The sequence below is a fragment of the Kitasatospora sp. NPDC048298 genome, from assembly GCF_043201465.1.
In the GTDB taxonomy this organism is placed as follows: domain Bacteria; phylum Actinomycetota; class Actinomycetes; order Streptomycetales; family Streptomycetaceae; genus Kitasatospora.
Map to the genome: position 1 here is coordinate 104,977 of NZ_JBICYZ010000019.1, position 21,820 is coordinate 126,796.

Annotated in this window: 18 protein-coding genes and 1 pseudogene; 11 read left to right on the plus strand and 8 right to left on the minus strand. The window is 67.8% G+C overall.

Annotation, left to right across the window (positions count from 1 at the left end; all coding sequences use genetic code 11):
* Nucleotides 1–27: 27 nt before the first annotated feature.
* Nucleotides 28–1,059, minus strand: a complete 1,032-nt coding sequence (locus tag ACGF0D_RS17055) for a hypothetical protein (RefSeq protein WP_392916871.1) — start codon at nt 1,057–1,059, stop codon at nt 28–30.
* Between the two features lie 139 nt (nt 1,060–1,198).
* Complete coding sequence (locus ACGF0D_RS17060) at nt 1,199–1,870, minus strand: hypothetical protein (RefSeq protein WP_392916873.1); 672 nt, start codon at nt 1,868–1,870, stop codon at nt 1,199–1,201.
* Nucleotides 1,871–2,228: 358 nt separating this feature from the next.
* Here ACGF0D_RS17060 and ACGF0D_RS17065 point away from each other — a divergent pair, with 358 nt between their 5' ends.
* The 6 genes from ACGF0D_RS17065 to ACGF0D_RS17090 all read left to right on the plus strand — a co-directional run bounded on the left by ACGF0D_RS17065 (nt 2,229) and on the right by ACGF0D_RS17090 (nt 8,722).
* The gene (locus ACGF0D_RS17065) at nt 2,229–2,867 is read left to right on the plus strand and encodes a hypothetical protein (protein WP_392916875.1); all 639 of its coding nucleotides are present in this window, start codon (nt 2,229–2,231) and stop codon (nt 2,865–2,867) included.
* 95 nt (nt 2,868–2,962) lie between these two features.
* On the plus strand, nt 2,963–4,378 hold the full coding sequence (locus ACGF0D_RS17070; RefSeq protein WP_392916878.1) for a transcriptional regulator: 1,416 nt from the start codon (nt 2,963–2,965) through the stop codon (nt 4,376–4,378).
* Complete coding sequence (locus ACGF0D_RS17075) at nt 4,375–6,249, plus strand: DEAD/DEAH box helicase (RefSeq protein ID WP_392916881.1); 1,875 nt, start codon at nt 4,375–4,377, stop codon at nt 6,247–6,249. The genes ACGF0D_RS17070 and ACGF0D_RS17075 overlap by 4 nt, the downstream gene beginning before the upstream one ends.
* 67 nt (nt 6,250–6,316) lie before the next feature.
* Nucleotides 6,317–7,186, plus strand: coding sequence for an HNH endonuclease (locus tag ACGF0D_RS17080; protein WP_392916884.1), 870 nt, complete (start codon nt 6,317–6,319; stop codon nt 7,184–7,186).
* Between the two features lie 67 nt (nt 7,187–7,253).
* A complete protein-coding gene (locus tag ACGF0D_RS17085; RefSeq protein ID WP_392916887.1) occupies nt 7,254–8,204 on the plus strand; it encodes a NaeI family type II restriction endonuclease in 951 nt (316 codons plus the stop codon).
* Nucleotides 8,144–8,722, plus strand: a complete 579-nt coding sequence (locus tag ACGF0D_RS17090) for a very short patch repair endonuclease (protein ID WP_392916890.1) — start codon at nt 8,144–8,146, stop codon at nt 8,720–8,722. Before ACGF0D_RS17085 ends, ACGF0D_RS17090 begins: the two co-directional genes overlap by 61 nt.
* A 27-nt stretch (nt 8,723–8,749) precedes the next feature.
* On the opposite strand, the gene ACGF0D_RS17095 is transcribed toward ACGF0D_RS17090, so the two are convergent.
* From ACGF0D_RS17095 to ACGF0D_RS17110, 4 genes and pseudogenes are all read right to left on the minus strand, one after another.
* Entirely contained in the window at nt 8,750–10,027 is a 1,278-nt protein-coding gene (locus ACGF0D_RS17095) for a DNA cytosine methyltransferase (protein ID WP_392916893.1), read from the minus strand.
* Nucleotides 10,028–10,517: 490 nt separating this feature from the next.
* Nucleotides 10,518–11,534: a DNA cytosine methyltransferase gene (locus tag ACGF0D_RS17100; protein ID WP_392916896.1), complete on the minus strand. Its 1,017-nt coding sequence runs from the start codon at nt 11,532–11,534 to the stop codon at nt 10,518–10,520.
* 375 nt (nt 11,535–11,909) lie between these two features.
* On the minus strand, nt 11,910–12,155 hold the full coding sequence (locus tag ACGF0D_RS17105; protein WP_392916919.1) for an NgoMIV family type II restriction endonuclease: 246 nt from the start codon (nt 12,153–12,155) through the stop codon (nt 11,910–11,912).
* A 64-nt stretch (nt 12,156–12,219) separates the two neighbouring features.
* Nucleotides 12,220–12,774 (minus strand): annotated as a pseudogene (locus ACGF0D_RS17110) (NgoMIV family type II restriction endonuclease); the annotation flags it as partial.
* Nucleotides 12,775–13,535: 761 nt separating this feature from the next.
* On the opposite strand from ACGF0D_RS17110, the gene ACGF0D_RS17115 reads away from it, so the two are divergent.
* The 3 genes from ACGF0D_RS17115 to ACGF0D_RS17125 all read left to right on the plus strand — a co-directional run bounded on the left by ACGF0D_RS17115 (nt 13,536) and on the right by ACGF0D_RS17125 (nt 17,714).
* On the plus strand, nt 13,536–14,141 hold the full coding sequence (locus ACGF0D_RS17115) for a hypothetical protein (RefSeq protein ID WP_392916899.1): 606 nt from the start codon (nt 13,536–13,538) through the stop codon (nt 14,139–14,141).
* A 224-nt stretch (nt 14,142–14,365) separates the two neighbouring features.
* Nucleotides 14,366–15,616 carry a tyrosine-type recombinase/integrase gene (locus tag ACGF0D_RS17120; RefSeq protein WP_392916902.1) on the plus strand — a complete coding sequence of 417 codons (1,251 nt, stop codon included), beginning with the start codon at nt 14,366–14,368 and terminating at the stop codon, nt 15,614–15,616.
* Nucleotides 15,617–16,457: 841 nt separating this feature from the next.
* A complete protein-coding gene (locus tag ACGF0D_RS17125; protein WP_392916905.1) occupies nt 16,458–17,714 on the plus strand; it encodes a tyrosine-type recombinase/integrase in 1,257 nt (418 codons plus the stop codon).
* 20 nt (nt 17,715–17,734) lie between these two features.
* Here the strand turns inward: ACGF0D_RS17125 and ACGF0D_RS17130 are convergent, their stop codons facing one another.
* Nucleotides 17,735–18,925 carry a hypothetical protein gene (locus tag ACGF0D_RS17130; protein ID WP_392916907.1) on the minus strand — a complete coding sequence of 397 codons (1,191 nt, stop codon included), beginning with the start codon at nt 18,923–18,925 and terminating at the stop codon, nt 17,735–17,737.
* A gap of 123 nt (nt 18,926–19,048) precedes the next feature.
* Here ACGF0D_RS17130 and ACGF0D_RS17135 point away from each other — a divergent pair, with 123 nt between their 5' ends.
* Nucleotides 19,049–20,089, plus strand: coding sequence for a tyrosine-type recombinase/integrase (locus ACGF0D_RS17135; RefSeq protein ID WP_392916910.1), 1,041 nt, complete (start codon nt 19,049–19,051; stop codon nt 20,087–20,089).
* 108 nt (nt 20,090–20,197) lie between these two features.
* Complete coding sequence (locus ACGF0D_RS17140) at nt 20,198–20,449, plus strand: hypothetical protein (protein ID WP_392916913.1); 252 nt, start codon at nt 20,198–20,200, stop codon at nt 20,447–20,449.
* A 28-nt stretch (nt 20,450–20,477) separates the two neighbouring features.
* Here the strand turns inward: ACGF0D_RS17140 and ACGF0D_RS17145 are convergent, their stop codons facing one another.
* Complete coding sequence (locus ACGF0D_RS17145; RefSeq protein WP_392916916.1) at nt 20,478–21,611, minus strand: Fic family protein; 1,134 nt, start codon at nt 21,609–21,611, stop codon at nt 20,478–20,480.
* Between the last annotated feature and the right edge of the window lie 209 nt (nt 21,612–21,820).

Consider the following 21,820-nt stretch of genomic DNA (forward strand, 5'->3'; position numbering starts at 1 on the left):
GGTACACACTGTCCGCATCCAGCATGCTCACCGTTGCCTCCGCCGGGTCCGCCAGGCCAGCGCCTCGACGCCGGCGGGCAGGGCCCGTACGAGACCGGCGGGCATGGACAGATCCGCCTGGCGGCGCGCACGGTTCGTGTAGAGCGCGTCCGCCGCGGCCACGGCCGAGGGACTCGTCCGCTCGACCACGGCCATCGTCACATCTGCCAGGCTCGCCGCCATCCACCGCCGCACCGTCGCGGCACCGTCCAGCACCGCCACGGCCGGCTTGCGGGACCGCACAGGATCACGGATCTCCTCCGGATCACTCCTGCTCGACAGGACCACGCTGCGGTAGTGAGTGCCCGGCGTGTGCACACCGCGCAGACGCATCAGCTCCTGAAGGGACAGCCCGGGACAGCCCGGAGCCGCGACAACCTCCTGTGCTTCCGCCAGAACCGTGCTCACGACCCCCACCAGTACGCAGTCGAGCGAGCAGTGCCGGTAGTACTCGTCCAGCGGGCCCGTCAGCAGTCCGCTGGCGCCGCCCGGTGCTCCGGTTTCCTCGCTGAAGCGGTTGCGGTCGGTGTAGTCCCGGGGCTGATCGGGCCAGGGGAGTGTCTGAATCCGGTACTGATCCGCCGGGAACCATGACACCATGCCCGGGCGCCCGCCGGGGCCCGGGCGTCCCGACAGCTCGTAGACCTTCCCGTGATGGTTCTCCACCGCCCTCAGGAAGAGGCCCGAATATGCGCGCTTCCCCGCACCTGGTAAGTCCGCCGGCACGATCCGAACGCAGGTCCCTGCCGGGAGGGCCCATGCCTGCTCGAATCCGAGTTCCCGCTCGGCACGCGATCGCGCCGTCCATGACGTCCGGTCCACCGAACCCAGCGCGAGAAGTACGGCGGCGTATTCACGGGCCGGGACGGACAACGCGACGACGGCGCTGTCACCGGCCTCGCTCAGCTCGGCGGCCCATCCGCCAGCCCGGGCAAACCACACGGCCCACTCGGGCAGCTTCCGCCAGTGCCCCTCCGTGCTCAGGTAGGCGCCGCGGAGCGCAGACCCGCCTTCCGCCACCGACCCAGCCCCTAAGCCCGCCCGAGAGTTCCCTTGTGCCGCCATGCGACCTCTAGTACCAGCAGCGCTCGCGATCGTACAACGTTGTCACAATTCGTCGCATCAACTTCATTGTTTTAAAACTGACTTACTGCTGCAGCTATGCGGCCTGCGTGCTGCGGCTGATCAGTTCCCGGGCATCAGCGTGGCCACCGGCGTCCATCAGGTGGCCGACCACATCGAGGACGAAACGGTCGGGCCGGCCGCCAACCTTCCGCAGGAGAACATCCGCGACCTGCGCGAGACCCCGGCTGCGGCACGTCTGAATCGCGGCAGCGGACTCCAGCGCAGGCGCCTGGTCGCCGGCATAGTCCAGCATGCCGACGACATGCTCGTACCGGCCGCTGTCAAGGTGCAGCACCAGTTCGTCGACCGGCCACTGCAGCCCGGTCGCACGTTCGTTGCGCCGGTCCCCCTCAACGGACGGGACCGGCGCAACGGCTGGCGCACCGGTGCCGTCCTCCTGCGCACCGCCGCCCATGCCAGCGGCCTCTTCCCCAGCCGGCCTGTCGGCTTCAGCAATGCTGTTGTCGGCGGCGGCAGCGTGCTCACCCTCATCGAGAACCCGCTGCAGGAGAGCCCTCAGGTCGCTCTCGGGCATCACTTCGGCACCGGTCCTGCGCTGCGCGAGCTGGTGCAGCTTCAGAACGGTGTCCGTGTCAGGGAACAGGACCTTCCCTGACGCAAGCCGGTAGAGGGCCGAGCGGGAGATGTGGATCTGACCTGCGACGCTACGCAGCGAGCCGCCGATAGCCCTCAGCATGGCGCGCACCGCCCCGGCCAGTTCACGGCGTGCCGGGGGGAACGGAGGACGGAAGGGCCTTCATCTGTCCGCGCGGAGGCAACGAAACTCCCTGGAGGTAGGGGTCGGCGAAGTGTCATCCCATCTTGGCAAACGCCTACGACAGCTGAACGGTCATGAGCGCAGGAGGGACACTCCGGGACACCGGGAGAGGAGGGACACCGGGGGACAGAGAAGCCTTCCCGTGCCTCCGGGTCATGCGCTTCGCTTGAAGAGCAGGCGGGACTGGCCCGTTGACAGCCCACCAGGGCCGTCACTGCGCTGTGCAGGAGAGGATCCGAAGAGCATGGTGGCAATTCCGTCCTGGACGGACGAGGGACTCGGCACTATGAAGCGCGTCGCGCTGTGGCTGGTGCAGGAGGTCGGGGTCGGCAGCGTATTCACCAAGGAACAGCTGCGGACCGCATTCGAGGGGGTCAGCCAGGTCGACCGCCGCATGAGGGAGCTCCGCGACCACGAGTGGCAGATCGATACCAACAGGGAGGACCCGGCCCTCGACCCCAGTGAGCACCGGTTCGTGACTGAGGGTGTTCCGGTGTGGCAGCCCGGCAAGGGGAGCCGCAAAGCAGCCGGGTCCGTGGGAGCGGTGCAGCGCCGCGCTGTGCTCCTGAACGACAACTACCTGTGCCGGACCTGCGGCATCGGCAACGGCGAGGCGTACGCCGATGGCCACGGCGTCGCCTCCCACCTGGACATCGCGCGGCGCCAGGTCACCCTGCCCGGCGGCGCCACCGAAGTTCAGCTGGTCACCGAGTGCAACCGGTGCCGCGTAGGCGGGCGCGACGCCGACAGCGATCTGGGCGCCTTCGCGGCGGCGGTAGCGCGGCTGTCGACGTACGAGCGCAAGATGCTGTCGGTCTGGATGGAACAGGACGCTCGCGGCTTCAACGAGGTCGAGAAGCTCTGGGGCGTCTACCGCACCCTGCCGGCGGCGGCTCGCACCGCCGCCCGCGACATGCTCCTGTAGTTCCGCCCCGGGGCGGCAGCGGAACCCCCGGTGCCGCCCCGTTCCCGGCCCTGGCAGTATCGGCATCGCTTTCACACACACGAAGGAGCACACCCGTGTTGATCGACTTCGGCCAGCCCCACGAAGCAGCCGGCAACCGCGAGCTCGTGGCCCACCGGCTGAAGGAGCTGCGCAACGGAAATGGCGTCCCGGAGACGCTGACCGTTGAGTGGCGTGGGAAGCCCATTCACATCGAGGTCATCGACATGCCGGTCGAGGTCCTGCGCTACAACCCCGGCACACACCGCATCCGTGCCCAGCGGGCCTACGACCCGGCCCGGGACCAGGCACTGACTCGGGACCCCTGGAGCCCCGAGAGCCAGGACTACCTCCACTTCCTGCTGAAGGCCCTGCCGGCTGACCCCTCCAAGACCGACCCGGCCTTCGATGACCTGACGGAGAGCCTGCGCGAGTACCAGCAGAACGAGCCCGGGCTGATCACGCACGAGGGCGTCCTCGTCAACGGCAATACCCGCCGCGCCGCCCTCAAGGAACTCGGGCGAACCAGCATGCGGGTCGGCATCCTGCCGGAGAGCTGCGGGTGGAACGACATCCACGCCGTCGAGCTCTCCCTCCAGCTGCGTCCGGACACCCGGCGGGACTACTCCTACATCAACCACCTGCTCGCGCTGGAGGAGCAGGTTGCGCTCGGCAAACCGATGCCGGAGATCGCCCGGAACTTCCACACCACCACGCCGGCCTGCGACCGCGACCTGTGGATCCTGGCCCAGCTCCGGGATCTCGTCAGCCGCAGTGCCACCGGAGCCGTCTCACTGCGGCTCATGGACTTCGAAGCGGCCAAGGAGCGGTTCTTCGAGCTCTACCGCTCGTACAACACCGAGTCGGCACGCAGCCGGGAGCGCGGTGACCTGCTCAGGGAGGGACGGCTCGCGGCCATCGTGCTGGAGTTCGCCAAGACGGACGTCCGGTTCATCCAGCCCGACTTCCAGGAGCGCTTCCTCGACCAGCGGCTGCCTGCGGACCTCAAGCCGGCCCCTGTCAGCACGGCCCCGGCAGTGGCCATCCCGGGCCTCGGCCGCACCATCCAGGCCTCCGGGGCGAAGGTCGCCGAGGCCAGAGCGCTCACCGACTCCCTCCTGCAGGCCAAGGCCGTCAAGGCGGCCGGCGCCGCCGCAACCCCTGAGGAGCAGACCGCGGCTGCCGAGGTCTTCGACCGCACCAAGACCGTCTTCAACGAGGCCCTGGAGTTCGCCGGCAAGGACTTCCGGCTCCGGAAGAAGCGCCTCGCCGCCCCTGACCGGGTGACCGACGCCTGCAAGGACCTGGAGCAGTGCGTCACCGACCTCGTCCTCGCCCGCGGCAACGGGAGCCTGGACGAAGGAGCGTTCGATGATGCCCTGCAGCAGCTGCGCACCATCATGAAGCGCGTGGCCATCGAGGCCGGCAAGAGCGTACCTCTCCCTGGAGAGGGCCTGACCTGGCTCAATGAGGCCGTGGGGAAGCAGCAGTGACGAGTACCCCGACAGAACCGTCTCTGCGGATCACCTTCGACACGTCGCGGACCCGTGTGATCCTGCGCACCACGCCCGGGCACGAGCACGACTTCGCGGATCTCGCCGCGCGCATCGCCCCTGGCGGCCAGCGCGGGCCGCTGGTGGGCGAGTTCGGCCTTGATGACTTTCTCGACCGCATCATCGAACTCGGCTCCTGGCGCCACGACGGCGTCGAGTGGGAGGAGGCGCTGGTCCAGCTCGTCACCGGCGTCCTCGACGACGCCGAGCGGGCCGAGCAGACCCTCAGCAGCGGCGCTGACGCCGGCCACGGTTCGGTCGTACCGGACGACGTGCTGGGTCTCCTGGGCGACGGCTGGACCGGAGATCTCACTCCCTTCCAGCTCCGCGATGCCGCCCAGCTGCTGTCGCTCGGGCACGGCGCGAACTTCAGCGTTCCCGGCGCCGGCAAGACCCGCGTCTCGCTGGCCGTCTATGCCGCCATGCGTGAACAGGGCCTGGCCAAGCGGCTCCTGGTCGTCGGCCCCAAGTCGGCCTACGAGGCATGGCAGTCCGAGAGCCAGCTCTGCTTCCACACGCCGCCGCGCATCGCCGTCATGGGCCGCACCCCCGACTACGGCGCAGAGGTGCTGCTGGTCAACTACGAGCGCCTGTCCCGGGCCGTACCGGGGCTCGCGCTCTGGCTTGGCGCGGCACCGTCGATGCTGGTGCTCGACGAGGCACACCGCATGAAGCTCGGTGCCAACGGGACCTACGGCTCCGCCTGTCTCGCGCTCGGGCCCACGGCTTCCCGGCGGCTCATCCTCACCGGCACCCCAGCGCCCAACGGGGCCCGGGACCTGGAGAACCTGCTGTCGTTCGTCTGGCCCGGCCGCGGCAAGCGCGTCGTCTCCGACGCTGTACGCGGCGGCGACCTAGCCTACGCCAGCACGGTGCTGCGGCCGCTGTTCACCCGCACCACCAAGCGCGAACTGGGCCTGCCCCCGTTCGAGCCGAGGGTCCGGTACGTCAGCCTCCCCCCGATCCACCGGGAGGTGTACGAGGCGCTCAAGGGCAACTTCTCCCCACGGGCCGAGGCATCCCGCGGCAACATCGAGGCCCTCGGGCGGGCTGCACTGCGCCTGCTCATGGCTGCAACCAGCCCCGCGCTTCTGGTGGAAGGCAGCAGCCCGTACGAGCCACTCGCCTACCGGGTGCCGCCCTTGGAGGCCGCCGCCGACGAATCTCTCTACGCGCTCCTGCGCGACCTGCCCAGCTACGAGCTCTCCCCTAAGTTCCAGGAGGCCGTCCAGATCGTCGCCGCCAACGCGGCAGCGGGCCGCAAGACGATCGTGTGGACCACCTTCGTACGCAACATCACCACCCTGGCCGAGCTCCTCTCCCCCTACTCCCCAGCCGTCGTCCACGGCGGCACAGCCGACCGGGAGGAGGAGATCCGACGGTTCCGTGAGGATCCCGACTGCATGGTGCTGCTCTCCAACCCGGCTACCCTGGGCGAGGGCATCAGCCTGCACCACGTCTGCCACGACGCGGTCTACGTCGACCGCGACTTCATGGCCGGCCGGTTCCTGCAGAGCCTCGACCGCATCCATCGGCTGGGCCTGGCCCCCGGAACGGAGACGAGGGTCACGGTCCTTGTCGCGGAAGGCACCGTCGACGAGGTGGTCCAACTGCGTCTTGAGGCAAAGCTGGAATTCATGGGCAGCATCCTGGACGACCCGGAGGTGCGCCAGCTCGCTGACCTCGTCGAAGAGCCTGTCGGCAGCACCGGCCTGGACATGGCGGACATCCGGGAACTCCTGCGCCACCTTGAGCCCCCAGCCTTGCCCAACGGACAAGCATTGAGTGTGGCCCGGGACCCTCAGCCGTGACGGGCCCAGGGTGCGGTACGGATCGGAACGGACTCCTCAAGTCCGCCGTGTTCAGCGGGAGGAAGAGATGACACACGCAGAGGTGGACAGTGAGCGCCCGCTGCCCGGCCCCACTGATCCGTCCATCGACGATCTTTTCAGCAGCCAGGAGACTGCAGAAGCCTGTCGGTTCCTCCTCATGCGGCGGGATAGCCCTCCGACCATGGCGGAGTGGCTGGCTCGGTCACAGCAGGTGTTCGGCAAGTCCAACGTGCAAAGCCAGCGGCGCCTGCGCGAGGTCCGGAGCCACTTTGTGGTGCAGAGTCGGCGCCGTACCGGTGACGGGGAGTGGATCTACGAGCTGCTGGGATGGAAGAAGGCGGCTTCCGTGGCCGTGAAGGTCTCGCCCAGGCTGCAGGCGCAGGTCTTCAGCCAGAAGGGCCGCTTCTGTCAGATGTGTGGGCGTGGTCCCCAGGAGGGTGTCCGGTTGCAGATCGACCACATCGTGCCTGAGTCCTGGAGTGGCAAGACGGAGTACTCGAACCTGGAGCCGCTGTGCGAGGAGCACAACCACGGGAAGCAGGCGTTCTTCGCGTCGCTCGACGAGTTCGGCCCGGCTATCGGGCGTGCGCTCCTGTACCCGGATCCGTGGGAGCGCATCGGCGAACTTCTGATCGCCTTCCAGGAGATGGGGAAGCCTACGCCAGTTGAGCTCGTCGAGCTGGTCGCACAGGACACCCACAAGGGCGACCCGAAGAAGCGACTGCGAGAACTCCGTTTCGTCCTCGGCTGGGACATCGTCGCGCACCGCAGGAAGACGGACGGCGTTACCGAGGTGACCTACGAACTGATCAGCTCCGAGCCGTGGCCTGCGGAGGGTGCAGCCGCGGCGGTTGCCGGCTACGAGCGAGGGCGCAGGGAGCGCAAAGCTGCTGAGCGCGCCGCGCCCGGGGTCTGACCCGGGCCACGCACCGGAGACGAGATCCCGGAATTCCTACATCTTCCATTCAAAGAATTGAGTTGGTATGACGTCAGCCGATACCTTATTCCCCATTTCCTTCGCCGTGCCCCCTGATCCGGAACTTGCCCGCGTCCACGCCGGAATCCTGGCGGCGGACCCGTACGGCGAGATCTTCGGTGCAGCCCTGCGCCGCACCTTCGACATGCTGCTCGACGGACAGCACACGGGCCGGTTCCGCTGGGACGACCTCCACAAGACCGAGAAGACGCATGCCGGCACCCTCGTGGAGATCAACCTCCAGCGCGCCTTCGGTTTCGCTGACGGCGACAAGATGGACTACTCGATTCACGGCATCGACGTGGACTGCAAGTACTCCCAGGACCTGGGCCGCTGGATGATCCCGCCGGAGGCGATGGGGCATCTGTGTCTCGGGGTGTGGGCCAGTGATGACGCTGGGCTCTGGTCGGCGGGGCTGTTCCGGGTCGCTGAGGAGCTGCTTACCAAGAAGGAAGGAAACCGGGACGGCAAGCGGTCTCTTACCGCCATTGCCCGGAAGACCGCCGTTCACTGGCTCTTCGAGGATGCGCCGCTCCCCGAGAACATCCTGCTGCGCTTGCCTGAGAAGGACATCTCCGCGATCTTCGCGTCACGGTACGGCACACAGCGGGTGCATGAGCTGTTCCGGCGTACGCAGGGCCGTGTCGTCTCGCGTGGCGTGGTCGCCACGGTCGCACAGCAGGACGACTTCATGAAGCGGGTCCGGTACAACGGTGGCTCCCGATCGGCGCTCCGGCCGGAGGGAATCGTGATTCTCGGGCAGTACGGGAATCACCAGGTGGTAGCCGAGGGCCTCGGCATGCCGGTACCAGGTGCTGGCGAGTCCGTGAGCGTCCGCCTGGCACCCTGGACTTTGGAGCATGTGGACGCACGATGGGTGGAACTGGAGGGCGTCAAGTGGGTGGTAGCGCGGGAACGCGACCCGGTCGTCGAGGCACCGCTGCTGCCGGAGCGGTAGGCGCGGATGCTGCCGCATGGGTCCCCCCGGAAGGATCATGGGCCTCTTCAGCCGCCAGGCGCCGCAACATGCAGGCGATCCGGAGCCGGGACACGTCCCCCGAGCTCGCGCTGCGCTCCCTTGTCCACGCCGAGGGGCTTCGGTACCGGGTGGCGGCAAAGCCGCTGCCCGGTATGCGGCGGACGGCTGATCTCCTGTTCCGTCCCACACGGGTGGCCGTCTTCGTCGACGGGTGCTTCTGGCACGGGTGCCCGGAGCACTTCGTTCCGCCGAAGACCAATCCCTCGTATTGGGAGTCGAAGATCAGCGGAAACGTCACCCGTGACCGGGATACCGACGAACGCCTCGCTGACGAAGGGTGGCTCGTGCTGCGGTTCTGGGCGCACCAGTCGCCTGAGGAATGCGCGGACGCAGTGGTAGCCGCCGTAGTAGCGCGGCGGGGGGAGCTCGCCGAGCGAAAGCGGCGACGTATGGAGGGCAAGCAGGGGTGTCCAGGCGCAGGACCGCCCGCAGGCTGACGCCTGCGGGCGGCAGGTCGATCAGACTCAGCTGATCTTGGCCTTGTTCGCCTTGAAGAGTTCGTGCCGGTCGTGGTCTTTCTGCCCGACGAAGGCCTTGAAGTCGCGGAGCAGATAAGCCATGGCACCGTCCTGGCCGGCCTCGGTCTCTTTGATGTGGAAGTCTCGGCCGAGGTGGGAGAGACGTCGCTCGACGTCGTGCATGCCCATGACGACACCGGTCTTGTCCAGTGCGGCGACAATCTGCTCTGCGGTCATGGCTTCGCTCTTACCGCGGAGGAGCCGGTAAACCGGGTCGTGAGTGGTCTCGACCCGCTCGCGGGGCTGGCCTTCCTTCCGGAGCGCCCTTGCGATGGAGAGCCCGACAGCCTTGGCGACCGGCGGCGGGAAGGCATTGCCGATCTGGCGGTATCCGGTGGTCTTCCCTCCGGAGAACTCCCAGTCGTCGCTGAAGCCCTGGATCCGCGCGGCCATGCGGTTGGTCAGCTTGGGGCCGCCCCTGACTTCGCCCTTCTTGCTCACTGCCGGCTTGAAGTCCGGCTTCGGCGCCTCGTTGGCAATGCCCCAGGCGTTGACGCCCATAGCCTCCCAGGCCGCCTTGGCTCGGGAGGGGCCGAGGTCTGCCCCTCCGTGCTTCTTGGAGCCGCCAACGATCGTGGGTGCGATGCCGTCGGCCTTGACGGCCCATGCCTCGACGCCGCCCCAGCCGTTGGCTGCCATGAGGTCCTTCAGCGTCTCACCGACAGTGGGCGCAGGGCCGGGGAGGGGCTCGGGCCAGTGGAAGTACTCTGCGTATTCGTCCTGGAGTGCCACCAGCACGAACCTCGGCCGGAGCTGCGGCACCCCGAACTGGGATGCCTGGAGGAGCCTCCACTCGCCCACGTAGCCGAAGTCGCGGAGCGTGTCCAGGACGTGCTGCCGGTAGGCCGAGAAGCGGTTGGCACTGAGTCCTCGCACGTTCTCCAGCATGAGCGCCTTGGGCTTGATGCGGCCTGCCAACTGGACTGCCCAGGCAAACAGGTCACGCTCGTCGGTGGCACCGAGCTGCTTGCCCGCGATGGTGAACGGCGGGCAGGGGACACCTCCTGCCAGCAGCGAGACCCCTTCGTACTCCTCTGGGTTCCAGACCGACTCGTCCGCGACATCACCCTCCGCGACCTTCCACGCCGGCCGGTTCAGCCTGAGGGTGTCGCATGCGTTCGGGTCGAGCTCGACTGCGAGCTGGTGTTCGAATCCTGCCCCTTCGAGGCCGAGGGCCTGCCCCCCTGCTCCTGCGCAGATCTCGACAACCTCAAGGGCAGACATTCTTCCTCCGTACAACACACGTCGAGCCTGCGGGATGGGAGGCGCCAGGCAGCGAGCTGAAAATAGTCATGATATCGAACAAACTGGCTACCTCCCTTCGGACGCACCTTGCCGCTCCATCTCCCCGCCCAAGCCTCACCTACAGGGCACGCCGGGGACAAACGATCTCTGTGGAGCGGCCAGCGTAGTCGCGAGCTCTGACATGCCGACCGATGTGACCCGAGTCCTGCCCGCCCCTGCACAACGCGCCGATGTGAACGAGGACACGCGTACCGTCCTCCTCGCACTGGCCCGGACCACTGGAGACCAGCGGCGAGAAGGCCGAGCGCTGACCTGATGCGCGGTGGCCTGGAGCCGCTCTCTGCGGGGGCCTGGGCCTACTCGCAAAGCTTGGGCCCGCCACCTACGCCCCTTGCCGCAACGACATACACGATGTCCCGATCCCGGCTTTCCGCGGACTCAAGCATTCCGGTCTATGCGGACCGCCACATCAGGCTGCCGTTACCACTGGCACGGTCCGTGGCTGGGGCAGGCCGAATGCCGCCGCAGCCACGTGTGCGGCCAGCAGTGGCGGCACGGCGTTGCCGGCCTGCTCATACTGCTTCGTCTGTGTTCCCTGCCACGGGTAGTCCCCGGGGAAGGACTGCAGCAGGCCCGCCTCGTGGACCGTGATGCGCGCTGTGTCGGAGGCGGCGCTGCGGCTCTTCCAGCATCCGCGGTCACGGGACTCGGCAAGAGCACGGCGGGCCTGAGTTGGGAAGGGCTCGGCACCGCCGGTCTTGCCGCCGCCGGCGGTGACGGTGGGCGCGGGCCGGTCGGTGGCGCCCCAGCCGATGCCCTCCGCCATGGAGACCCAACAGGCCCGGGACTCCCCGAAGAGGTTGCCCTCTTCGCCGTACTCGGTGTGCGTGGGCTCGGGAGGCTGGGCGGTGCGCAGGCGCGAGGCGATGAGGATCGCGCGGCGTCGGCTCTGTGGAACGCCGAAGTCTGCGGCGTTCAGGTTGCCGCACCAGGTGCTGTAGCCCCAGCCCCGGAGCACCTCGGCATAGTGGCGGAACAGCGGGAGAGCATCGGGGACCTCCTCCATGACAGCGTCCTCTGGCCGCAGGGCGTGGAGGTAGCGCATCGGCTCGGCAGCGAGCAAGGAGCGGGGATCCTGGCACGCGGCCAGGAGCTGCGGCCGGGTGTCCCGGTCTCTGGCAAGGTCATCGATCGCCTGGTGGACCAGGGGCTGGTCCCGGAGCCCTAGCTGCTTGCCTGCCCTGGACCAGGCCTGACACGGCGGAGACGCGATGAAGCGGCGGATACGGCCTGCCATAGGCGCCGTGGCGATCTGGGCGACGTCCGCATGGACAGTTGGATGCCCGGCAGCAGCCCGCGTCCGGCAGGCCGCAGCGTCCCATTCGATCCCGATGTCAGTGATTCCGTGGTAACTGCGCAAGCCCTCAGACCAGCCGCCGGGCCCGGCGAACAGGTCCAGGGTGTCAGGAGCGATGGGCGCAGGCATCAGGCCTCCGGGACAGATGGAACAGTGAACGTGGCTGGGCCAGGTACGGCGCACTGCGCCCTGCCCGACTGACGCAGACAGCAGCCGACCCGCCCACACGACCATACAGGCGCAGACCCCCGAACCCTCTGCTGAGACGGGCACTGCGCCGTGAGGGCCTGCAGCGGCAGCTCCGATGGAATCCAGCTGCCGCGGTCGGATCGAGCCCGACACGAGGCGATGCGATATCACCAGGCCGTCCGCAGCGGCAGACGCCCGGCCAATCGGGGCACAACAGCAAAACCCTTGCGGCACACGGTTGCCCAATTGCCCGGCAAATTCGCCAACTTCGCCTTTCAAGTTCATAGCGGTGCGCCCGACTTTTCCGCAGCGCTGTTAGACCGCCAGGTCTAGCGGAAGGTCACTGATGCCACGGAGGCGGTTTCCTGCGATCAAAGTGTGCAGCATTGCGCTTGCTTCGTCGTTGCACGTTTTCTCTACTGCCCGGATCAGTTCTGGGAGGGCAAAATGGTACACCGTATCGATGTCGCCAGTTCCCAGGGCGAGAGATGCGAGCCTGGCGGGTGACGGCTCCCCCGTGACGACCGCGATGTGCGGCGTGCGTCCCTTGCGATTCCGGATAACGTTTCAACGCCTCTGATCGCGCATTCTGGGCGCGATCGCTATGCAAGGTCCACTTGCACGATACTATCGCATGGAAAATGGAACGCTCCTGATTGGCGCTCCTAATGACAGCATATCGGCCAGATTCTTCGTCTACGAGTTCGCGCTCCCGGTTGATCGTCGCATCCGGCTCAGGCTTCCGCAACACCAGAATATCTGGACTAATCTCATAAGAATTTCCCAGAACCGAGGCTAGATTCCGGTCCTGCTCAATAGCAATTGCAAGAGCAGCCAGGTGAGCAAACGGCTCATATTTCGAGATCTGATATTCGGCGCGCGATCCTCCAACATTCTCGACAATCCAGCCACCCGGGCGGAGGGACTGGAACATCGGGAAGGTCTCCACCAGGAAGGCTTCCACGGCCTCTTCGAATTGCTTGCCAGCTCGCTGACCCTTGAGTTTCTCCTGAATAGTCTCGGCGCCAAGGTCTCGCGCAATATTGAACGCGATAGCCCTACTGGTATTTTGGCTCCCATCAGCATTGGAAGCCACGCCGTCACGCGAGAGAGACAGGGTGTTCCTGTCGACGAGATGCTTGTGAAAGTTCACCCTTGCTTCGGTGAGTACCGCCGCCATGCGAGACCCGCCTAGATTGTCTGGTTTGCGTTAGCTCATCGCTTTTGCGAAGAGAGGAACGTGCAGTGCGTTCAGCGCGCGAAAGCAGCCACTCGCCTCCATAGGCATCCCGATGAGTATCGCCGGCCGACGCCATCTGGGGCCTCATTGGGTTCCACCGGCAGCCGCCCGTACAGGTTTGCTGTCAGCAGCCCTCTGTACGGCCGCTACCGCACCCCTGCGCGGACGCATAAAGAGGGAGGACCAAGGGTTGCGTACCGGACGGTCATGCGAGTGGGCCTGCTTGCGCACCGGATCCAGGACGGAACGCCCTGCCCTGTCGGCAACAGCTGAAATGAGGGCCGCGGACAGTGAACCAGAAGAGGCCCGATTGGTGGTCTCGTGATCATCGGGGCTTCAGCAGTGCTGGAGCCCCGATGAAGCCAGGGTGATTCGCGTGGAGAACTTGGGTTGAGATCCGCCGGTTGTGTCGGAACGAGGGCCTGTCGACCCGGGCAGTAGCCCGTGAGCCGGGAATCCCCCGGGGACCGTTCAGCGGGCTCTGGCCTCGGATGGCCGCCGAAGTACGGCGTGTGCCGGTGGGGCTCAGTAGTGGACGCGGTCAAACCGACCGTCCTCACCGGCCCATTCTCAGCCCCACCACGAAGCACTCCCCGCTCCGTACACCCTGCGATCCCCCAATGCGCCCTTGATCCACCGTGCCGATCAGCGGACTGTCAGACCCTGAGGTTGGTCATAGGACGATCGATCGGGGGATTCTCATGTCGGACGCAAACTCCGCCAGTCCGTGGGCGCGCACGGTCTTCGGCCCCCTCGCCTCCGAGATCACGACAATCGTGCCCGCATGCCTTGTCCGAGCCCACGAACGTGCCCAAGGCGGCCACGAAGGCGTTCACACGCAGACGCTCGAAGCGTACGGACACGGGCTCTACGCCGCACAGTACGAGGAACTGTCAGCCGGCCTCTCTCAGCTTCCCGGCGTCGAGCTGGTGCGCCTCCAGGCGCGTACCGTCGCAGTGGTCGCCGACCATGTCGTCTACCCCTACCGGTATGCGAAGAAGGACGTGCCCGTGGCTGCCGCCAGGCTCCGCAGTGCGTCAGGACTTCGCGCTGACCTCATCCGCAGGCATGGTCCCGACCCGTGCCAGGGAGAGCTGGACCTCGGCATCGACCTGCCGGACGAGGACGAGCCCCATGCGGATCTCGCGCGCCTCGCACCGGACGCCAAGCTCGTCCTCGTCGCCTACGCCTGCTCCCTGGCCGACAGCGTGGTCCGCCTCGATTGGGGATCCGCGGAACTCCACCGCGAGAATCGATCACTGATCTGGCACCACCACGAGCCCCTGCCCATCCCGCGACAGCACTGACGCAAGACCTTCTAACAGGTGACTACTGGAAGTTCGACCTCGTCGCAAGTCGATCTGGCGCCGCTCACTTACCGCACCACCAAGGGGAACGCCCTGTTCACGGCAGCGCACGGTGGCGGGTGATGGCGGAGTGATGGCAGCTCAAACGCCATGCTCCGCCAGCTGCCATCTCCGAATGCCGGCAGTCATCGTGGGGTCAGGCTCTCCTGGATGGAGGTAACCACGTGGCTGCCCACCCTGACCGTGGTCGGATCTACCGGCGCTGCGGCTGTCGCGATGCCAGCGGAAAACAGTTCGGTGCGCGGTGCCCGAGCCTCAACCACTCAACGCGCCATGGCTCCTGGGCCTACGCCTTCGACGTGCCTTCGACCGGCGGGCGCCGTCGGCAGCGGTGCCGCAGCGGTTTCCGTACCCGCCGGGCCGCGCGCGAGGCGTTGGAGCGCGCTCTCGAGTGCGAGCGCACCGGGCTGAATCTCGACGGCGACCTGACGGTGGCCGGGTATCTGACCGGCTGGCTGCGGACCAAGGAGGACGTGCTCAAGCCCACCACCTACGCTCGGTACCGCGACCACGTCCACAACGACCTCATCCCGGCTTTCGGCCGACTCACGCTGTCCGACCTCCGCGAACGCCACATCACCGCCTGGAACGAAGCCGAACTGGCCCGCGGCCGGGGACGCACCAGCGTCTACCGGGCCGGCGCCACCCTCTCCAGCGCCCTGAACACCGCGGTCCGCACCCGGCGGCTGGCCGACAACCCGGCGCGCTACGCCGTCATGCCCCGCCCCGCCGCTCCCGAGCGGGTCTGCTGGACGCCATCGCAGGCTGCGGCTTTCCTGCGGCACAACCACGACGCTTACGGCGACCAGCTGGCGGATGCCTTCGAGGTGCTTCTGGGTACCGGGCTTCGCCGCGGGGAGCTCCTGGGCCTGCACTGGCCCGAGGTGCACCTGGCCGAGCAGGTGCTGCTGGTGCGGTGGAACCTCACCGCCGTCGACAACAACCACCTCCACCTCGGACACCCCAAAACCAAGGCGAGCCGCAACTGGATCAGCCTGTCTGCTCGGGTCGTCGCCGCGCTGGAGCGGCGTGCTGCGGCCGCGCGGGCAAGTCTGTCGGAGGGCGCCCCGCTCGAAGGACTCGTGTTCTGCCAGCCGGACGGCGCACCGCTACGCCCGCAACAGCTCCTGGTCATGCTTCGGCGCAGGTCTGCGGAAATTGGTCTCCCCCGGATCAGCGTGCACGATCTGCGACACACGGCCGCCAGCATCATGATCAGCTCGAACGTCCCACTGGCCGTCGTGTCGAAGACGCTGCGGCACTCGACGCTATCGACCACGGTCAACATCTACGGGCATCTGCTCCCGCACGCCGCCCGTGATGCGGTCACCGCGCTGTGCCAGGCGCTGAACGACGCCTCGCCGCCGTCAGCCATCCCCGATAGTGGAGCATCAGCCGTTTCGGACGCCGCATAGCTGACCGGGCGTCGCCGTAACTGCGGCCCCTGCCATCACGTCGCCATCACTGTTCACCCGAACGAGAACAGCGGGCCTGTCATTTCTGACAGACCCGCTGCTCACATACGTCGGGACGACAGGATTTGAACCTGCGACCCCTTGACCCCCAGTTTAGTAGGGATATCCTATTATCCTTCAAAATGCGCCCACGCACACATCGTGCGCGTGCAGACGAGCATGTTTCGCGCACCTCGCGCGGCAGCGCGCATGACGTGTGGTCCCCAGCTGGTCCCCAGGTCAGGGGATTGACGGAGGGTCCGGGTGGCGTTCATGTCTCCAGGGTAACGCCACTCCAGCCGTCAATCCAGTGATTCCGGCGGATCGCTCAAAGAGCCACCGGACAGAAGCCAAGGAGTGCCGGAAGAAATCAATCCGACCCAGGCCGAACGCCAGCCAGAGAATGGCCACCAAAAATCCCACTCTCGCCAATTCCGTGTGGCCTCGCAGGAATTCTCGCTGCCCGCCATCGCTCACTCCGAAGACCGGTCCGAGGCTCGACACCACGCACCGCGTGTGCTCCGGGTTGTACGAGCCCAACAACCCACGGCCAGCAGGCCGGTCTCCTGCTTCCGGTCGGCAGCCACCCTTTCCGATGATCCCGGGAAGCCCCAATGCGTGCGATCAAGCTGCCCTACCCACCACCCGCACAGCGTGATCACCTTCGCGGCGTGTCGCCAGCGCGTGCCCGGCCAGTCGATCTCGCCGGTGCTCCATGCCCCGCCCCGCGCGCTCTGCCGCAACACCCACCACTCCCGCAACTCTGGACACGCCATCACCACTTGGTTCAAGGAGGACTCCCATGGCGCAGCGTCCCAAGCGGGGCAGGGTGTACCGCAGGTGTGGGTGCACGGACGGGAACAGCGGGAAGCAGTTGGGTTCGTGGTGCCCACAGCTGGCCGCCGACACGACGCACGGCCGGTGGACGTACGCGGTGGACCTGGCGCCCGAGGACGGCAAGCGCCGGACTCGGCGGCGGGGCGGGTTCGCCAGCCGGGCGGAGGCGGCCCGGGAGATGGCGCGGGTGCTGAATGCCGAGTACCGGGGCGTGTACGAGGACCGCACGCTGCGCGTCGGGCTGTTCCTGTACGAGTGGCTGGAGTCGAAGCGTGCGGCGCTGGCCCCCAACACCTGGACGGGCTACCGGGCGTGCATCGAGCGCGACCTCGTGCCCGCATTCGGCGGCACGCTGCTCGTCGACCTGCGGCCCAAACACATCGACGCCTGGGTGAACGCGCAGCTCGCCGCCGGCCGCGGGCCCACCACCGTCCACCACGCGGTGGCCATGCTGCGCAACGCCCTGAACCACGCGGTGCGCACCTGGCGGCTGCGCTACAACCCGGCCAAGCACTCCGTACCCGCCAAGCCCCGCGCCGCCGAGCGCGTCTGCTGGACCCCCGACCAAGCCGCCGCGTTCCTACGCCACAACACCGAGCACTACGCTGACCGGCTCACCGACCTGTTCGAGGTCATGCTCGGCACCGGCATGCGCCGCGGCGAGATCCTCGCCCTGCACTGGTCCGACGTGCACCTCATGGACCGCCAGCTCTACGTCCGCTGGACCCTGACCGCCGTGAACAACGGCAAGATCCACCTCAACGAGCCCAAGACCGAGGCCAGCCGCGCCTGGATCAGCCTCTCCCCCAGAGTCATGGCCGCCCTCCACCGCCAGGCCGCCCTCCAGATGGCGGCCCACCCGGAAGGCACGCTGGAGGGGCTAGTTTTCGCCCGCCCGGACGGCGAACCCCTGCGCCCCCAGTGGGTCCTCGACCAGCTCCGCAAACGCACCGCAGAACTCAACCTCCCCGAGATCGGTTTGCACGACCTGCGCCACACCGCCGCCAGCATCATGATCGCCGCCGGCATCCCCCTCGCCGTCGTCTCCAAAACCCTGCGCCACTCCAACCTCGCCATCACCGTCGACCTCTACGGCCACCTCCTCAAAGACTCCGCCGACGAAGCCGTCGTCGCCCTGGCGACCGCACTCGACCGGGCGGACGCCCACGTGGCAGGCCAGGCCGATCCCGCCACCGATTGCCGCTTCGGGCAGGCGGCTTGAGTCTGCTGGTACTCCGTGTGTCAGGCCCTCGGGCCCGGCCGGGAGTCGGCCGGGCCCGAGTCGTTGGAGTGGGCGTCCTCGGCCGGGTCCGGCTGGAGGCATTCGAGGAGGTCGTGAGCTGCCCAGTCCGGGAGGGTTGTGGCCGGTGCGACCGGGAGTCTGGCCTGGCGCCGAAGGGATCCCTCCATGAAGACGGCTTCGGTGATCCAGGCGAAGATGTCGTCGTCGAGGAGATCAGGGTGGGCGGCGGCCGTGTCGGCCAGGTGCTCGGTGTCGGGGAAGACTGCGGTTACCGCTTCGGGTAGGCCGCCGTCGCCTGCTGCACGGGCGATCGCGCGGCGGGTGGCGGTCTCGTACCAGCCGGATCCCCACCACTGGCCGACCGACTCGGTGCGGGAGCCGTGCAGGGTGAGCAGCCTCAGGACGGCTTCGGGTCCGAGGGTTTCGTCGGCGGTCTGCCAGAGGTCGATCTGGCGATGGATGGAGGCGAGGATCGGGGCCCAGCCTTCTTCGAAGATGTCGCTGAGCGCGCTGCCGTCTGCGAGTCGTCGGGCGGGTGCGGTGAGGGCGAGGCGTACGGCGGGCCAGTCGACGCCTTCGGGATGGACGTGGGGCAGGACGGCGCGGGTCGCGGCGATGTTGGCGCGGGCCATCGTGACGTCGCAGATCTTGAAGTGCCATTCCTCGACGTCGCTCTCGCGGCGCCAGCACCATTCGGCGATGCCGCGGGCGGCGGCGGAGGGGACGGGGTCCGGGACGATCAGCGGGTAGGTGCGCAGTCCGGCTCCGGTCCGCCAGGAGAATTCCTCGCCGAGTGCCTTGATGGCCTCCGATCCGTCGTCTTCGGCCCGGTGGCGGCTGATCGCGTCGTGGATGGTGTCCGCCCACAGCAGCAGCACCAGGTCGTGGCGCAGATCCCGGGCTTGTTCGGGAACGTGGATGCGGGTGGCGTCGAGGAGTCCGGCTTCGGCGAAGGCGCGGCGTGCGGCCTCAGTCTTCGCTGATTGGGTGGCGTGGTTGCTCAGGTCGAGGGTGAGGGGTTCGTCGAGTGGGCACAGTGGGGGCAGGCTGTCGTCCCAGTCCCAATGCTCGGTCGGGTCGTCGACGGTGAGCTGGGCGTCGGCGGGGGTCCAGGTGACACCGATGTGGAAGTTCGAGCGGGAGAACTCCCGGTAGAAGGACCGGGTTCCGGGCTCGTCGTCCTCGTCCATCTCGTCCCAGAGTTCGCCCTCCGTCCAGCCGGCCCGGCGCAGCGGTGCGGTGAGCCGGGCGACGGCCGACGCCGTGTCCGCCGCCGTGGCGGGTTCGCCAGCCGCGCCGACGCGGCCCGGGAGATGGCCTCCGTCCTGGACGGTGAGCTGCGCGGCGTCTACGAGAACCGCCGCACCACGGTCGCCGGCTTCCTGCGCGAGTGGCTCGCCACCAGGAGGGTGCATCTCGCGCCGAACACGTACGCCGGCTACGCGGCGTGCGTCGAGCGCGATCTCATTCCCGCGTTCGGTCGGCACCGGCTGCTCGATCTGCGGCCGAAGCACATCGACGACTGGATCCTCGCCCAGCTCGAGGCGAAGCGGGGCCGGGTCACCGTCTACCGGGCCGTGTCCACGCTGCGCAACGCGCTGAACGCCGCCGTCCGTTCCTGGCGGCTTCGCTACAACCCGGCCAAGCACTCCGTCCCGCCCAAGCCGCGCGCCGCGGAGCGCACCTGCTGGACCCCCGACGAGGCCGCCACGTTCCTACGTCATGGCGCCGAGCAGTACGCCGACCAGCTCACCGACCTGTTCGAGGTGATGCTCCGCACCGGCATGCGGCGCGGCGAGGTCCTCGCCCTCCACTGGTCGGATGTCCACCTCATGGACCGCAAGCTCTTCATCCGCTGGAACCTCGCCGCCATCGACAACGGCGACCTCCACCTCGGCCAGCCCAAGACCGAGGCCAGCCGCGCCTGGATCAGCCTCTCCCCCAGAGTCATGACCGCCCTGCACCGCCAGGCCGCCATCCAGATGGGCGCCCATCCTGATGGCCGGCTCGAGGGCCTGGTCTTCGCCCGTCCGGGCGGCACACCGCTGAGGCCGCAGTGGGTCCTCGACCAGCTCCGCAGGCGCACCGCCGAGCTCGGCCTTCCCAAGATCGGGCTGCACGACCTCAGGCACACCGCCGCCAGCATCATGATCGCCGAGGGTATCCCGCTGGCCATCGTCTCCAAGACGCTGCGCCACGCGACCTTGGCCACCACGATCAACCTCTACGGCCACCTCTTCAAGGACTCGGCTGACCAAGCCGTACGTGCCCTCGCCCGAGCACTCGACCGCGCCCAGCCCACCCGGCCCCGAATCATCCCGGGCGACGATGGCGGGATGCCGGTGGCGGCGTAGCAGTCGGCTGAATACGCCGTTTCCCCGTCTGGGCGGCCCCTCGTCGCCCAGGCGGGCTGCCGTTGCGGAGCAGCTCACACCGGTGCCACCGGTGGCACGATCGGATCCATGAGCGGTAGCAAGAAGTACTCGATAGGCCTGCCCGAGGATCTCGCCGAGACGGTGCGCGCTCACGTCGGCCCCGGCGGCTTCTCCGCCTACGTGGACGAAGCGCTCGAGAAGCGGGGCGCCATCGACCAGCTGCGCGAGATCGTCGAGGACTTCGAGACGGACAACGACGAGCTCACTCGCGCCGAGAGCGAGGCTGCCCGGGCACTGCTGCGCCACGACCGCCGCCACGCCGGCGGTGCCGCCGTCTGATGTGCGGCGCTATACGAGGGCCTGTCGGTCACGCGTAGGGATCGCGAAGCGGCTTGGGCTCGCGAACCCCGCGGGTGATCGCCTCGGGGAGGTCCGGACCTGCGGTGTAGTAGCGGCCCTGGGCCTCGCCCTTCGCGGCGAGCCAGCCGGCCCGCACGAGTTCGCGGATGTCGCGCTGGGCCTGCTGCTCACTCAGGTCGGCATCCGACTGGTAGGTGGCCCGGCGCACGCGATTGCCCATCGCGGCCGGATAGAGGGCGTAGAGCATCCGGTCGGGCCAGCCGCGCTGCTCGACGGCCTCGTCGAGAGCGGTCCAGACCTCGCGGGTGGTGTTCACCTGCCGCTCGACGGTCTGGGCCTGCTGGTGATGGGCGCGCAGGCAGAACCTCACCCACCGCAGAGTGCCGCGCTCGGGGGTCCAGACAGGCCCGCCGACCTCGGCGAGGACGTCGTAGTAGCGGTAGGTGTTGCGGGCCCGACCGAGCCATTCCTCGATGCTGGAGAACTCGGGGGCCATGATCCCCTCCCGGGCCAGGACCAGGGTGTGCAGGGCGCGGGACATCCGTCCGTTCCCGTCCGACCACGGGTGGATCGCGACCAGGTTCAAGTGCGCCATCGACGCCCGAACCAGCCCCGGCGCATCCAGATCGCCGTCGTTCAGCCACTCCACCAACTCACCGGTAAGCGCCGGAACCTGCTCAGCGTCCGGAGCGGTATAGGCGGCGATGGTCGGGTCCTCGGCCGAGGTGACATACACCGGGCCGGTGCGCCACCAGCCGGACCGCTTGAGCAGGTGGTGGCCCTGCATCATGAAATGCAGCGAGTTGAGCAGGCCCTTGCTGTACGCGAAATCCTCACCGGCCTCGGCGAGGCGCTGGATGTAGGTCATCGCCTGCCGATAGCCCTCGATCTCGACCGCGACCGTGTCGCTCGCCTCGATCGGAGTCTCACCAACCATGATGTCCTCGACATCCGACACGCTCGCCGCATAGCCCTCGATCGTGTTCGACCCGGCGATCGCCCGCGCGGTCAGGTTGCGCCGCAGCTGCCCCTCCCACCGCCGCGGCGTGCGCAGGTGCAGACGTAGCCGCTCCCGCATGTCCTCGATCTCCGCAAGGACGGTCAAGTCAGCGTCTTCGAGCTGGGGCAGCGAGTAGAGCATGAGCAAATGACACCATCATGGAATCATCACGTCAAGGTGAGCAGCATGACGCTCTGCGGCCCGCGATCGAAGTGATCAAGGGCCTGAGGTAGCTACTCGCGCGGGTGAGGCGGCTATAAAACTGCCGGACGTTGGTGACACATAGATCTCCGACTACGACGGAGTCATGTCATGCCCCCTTCGCCTCAACAGCAGCAGGACCGCCAGGC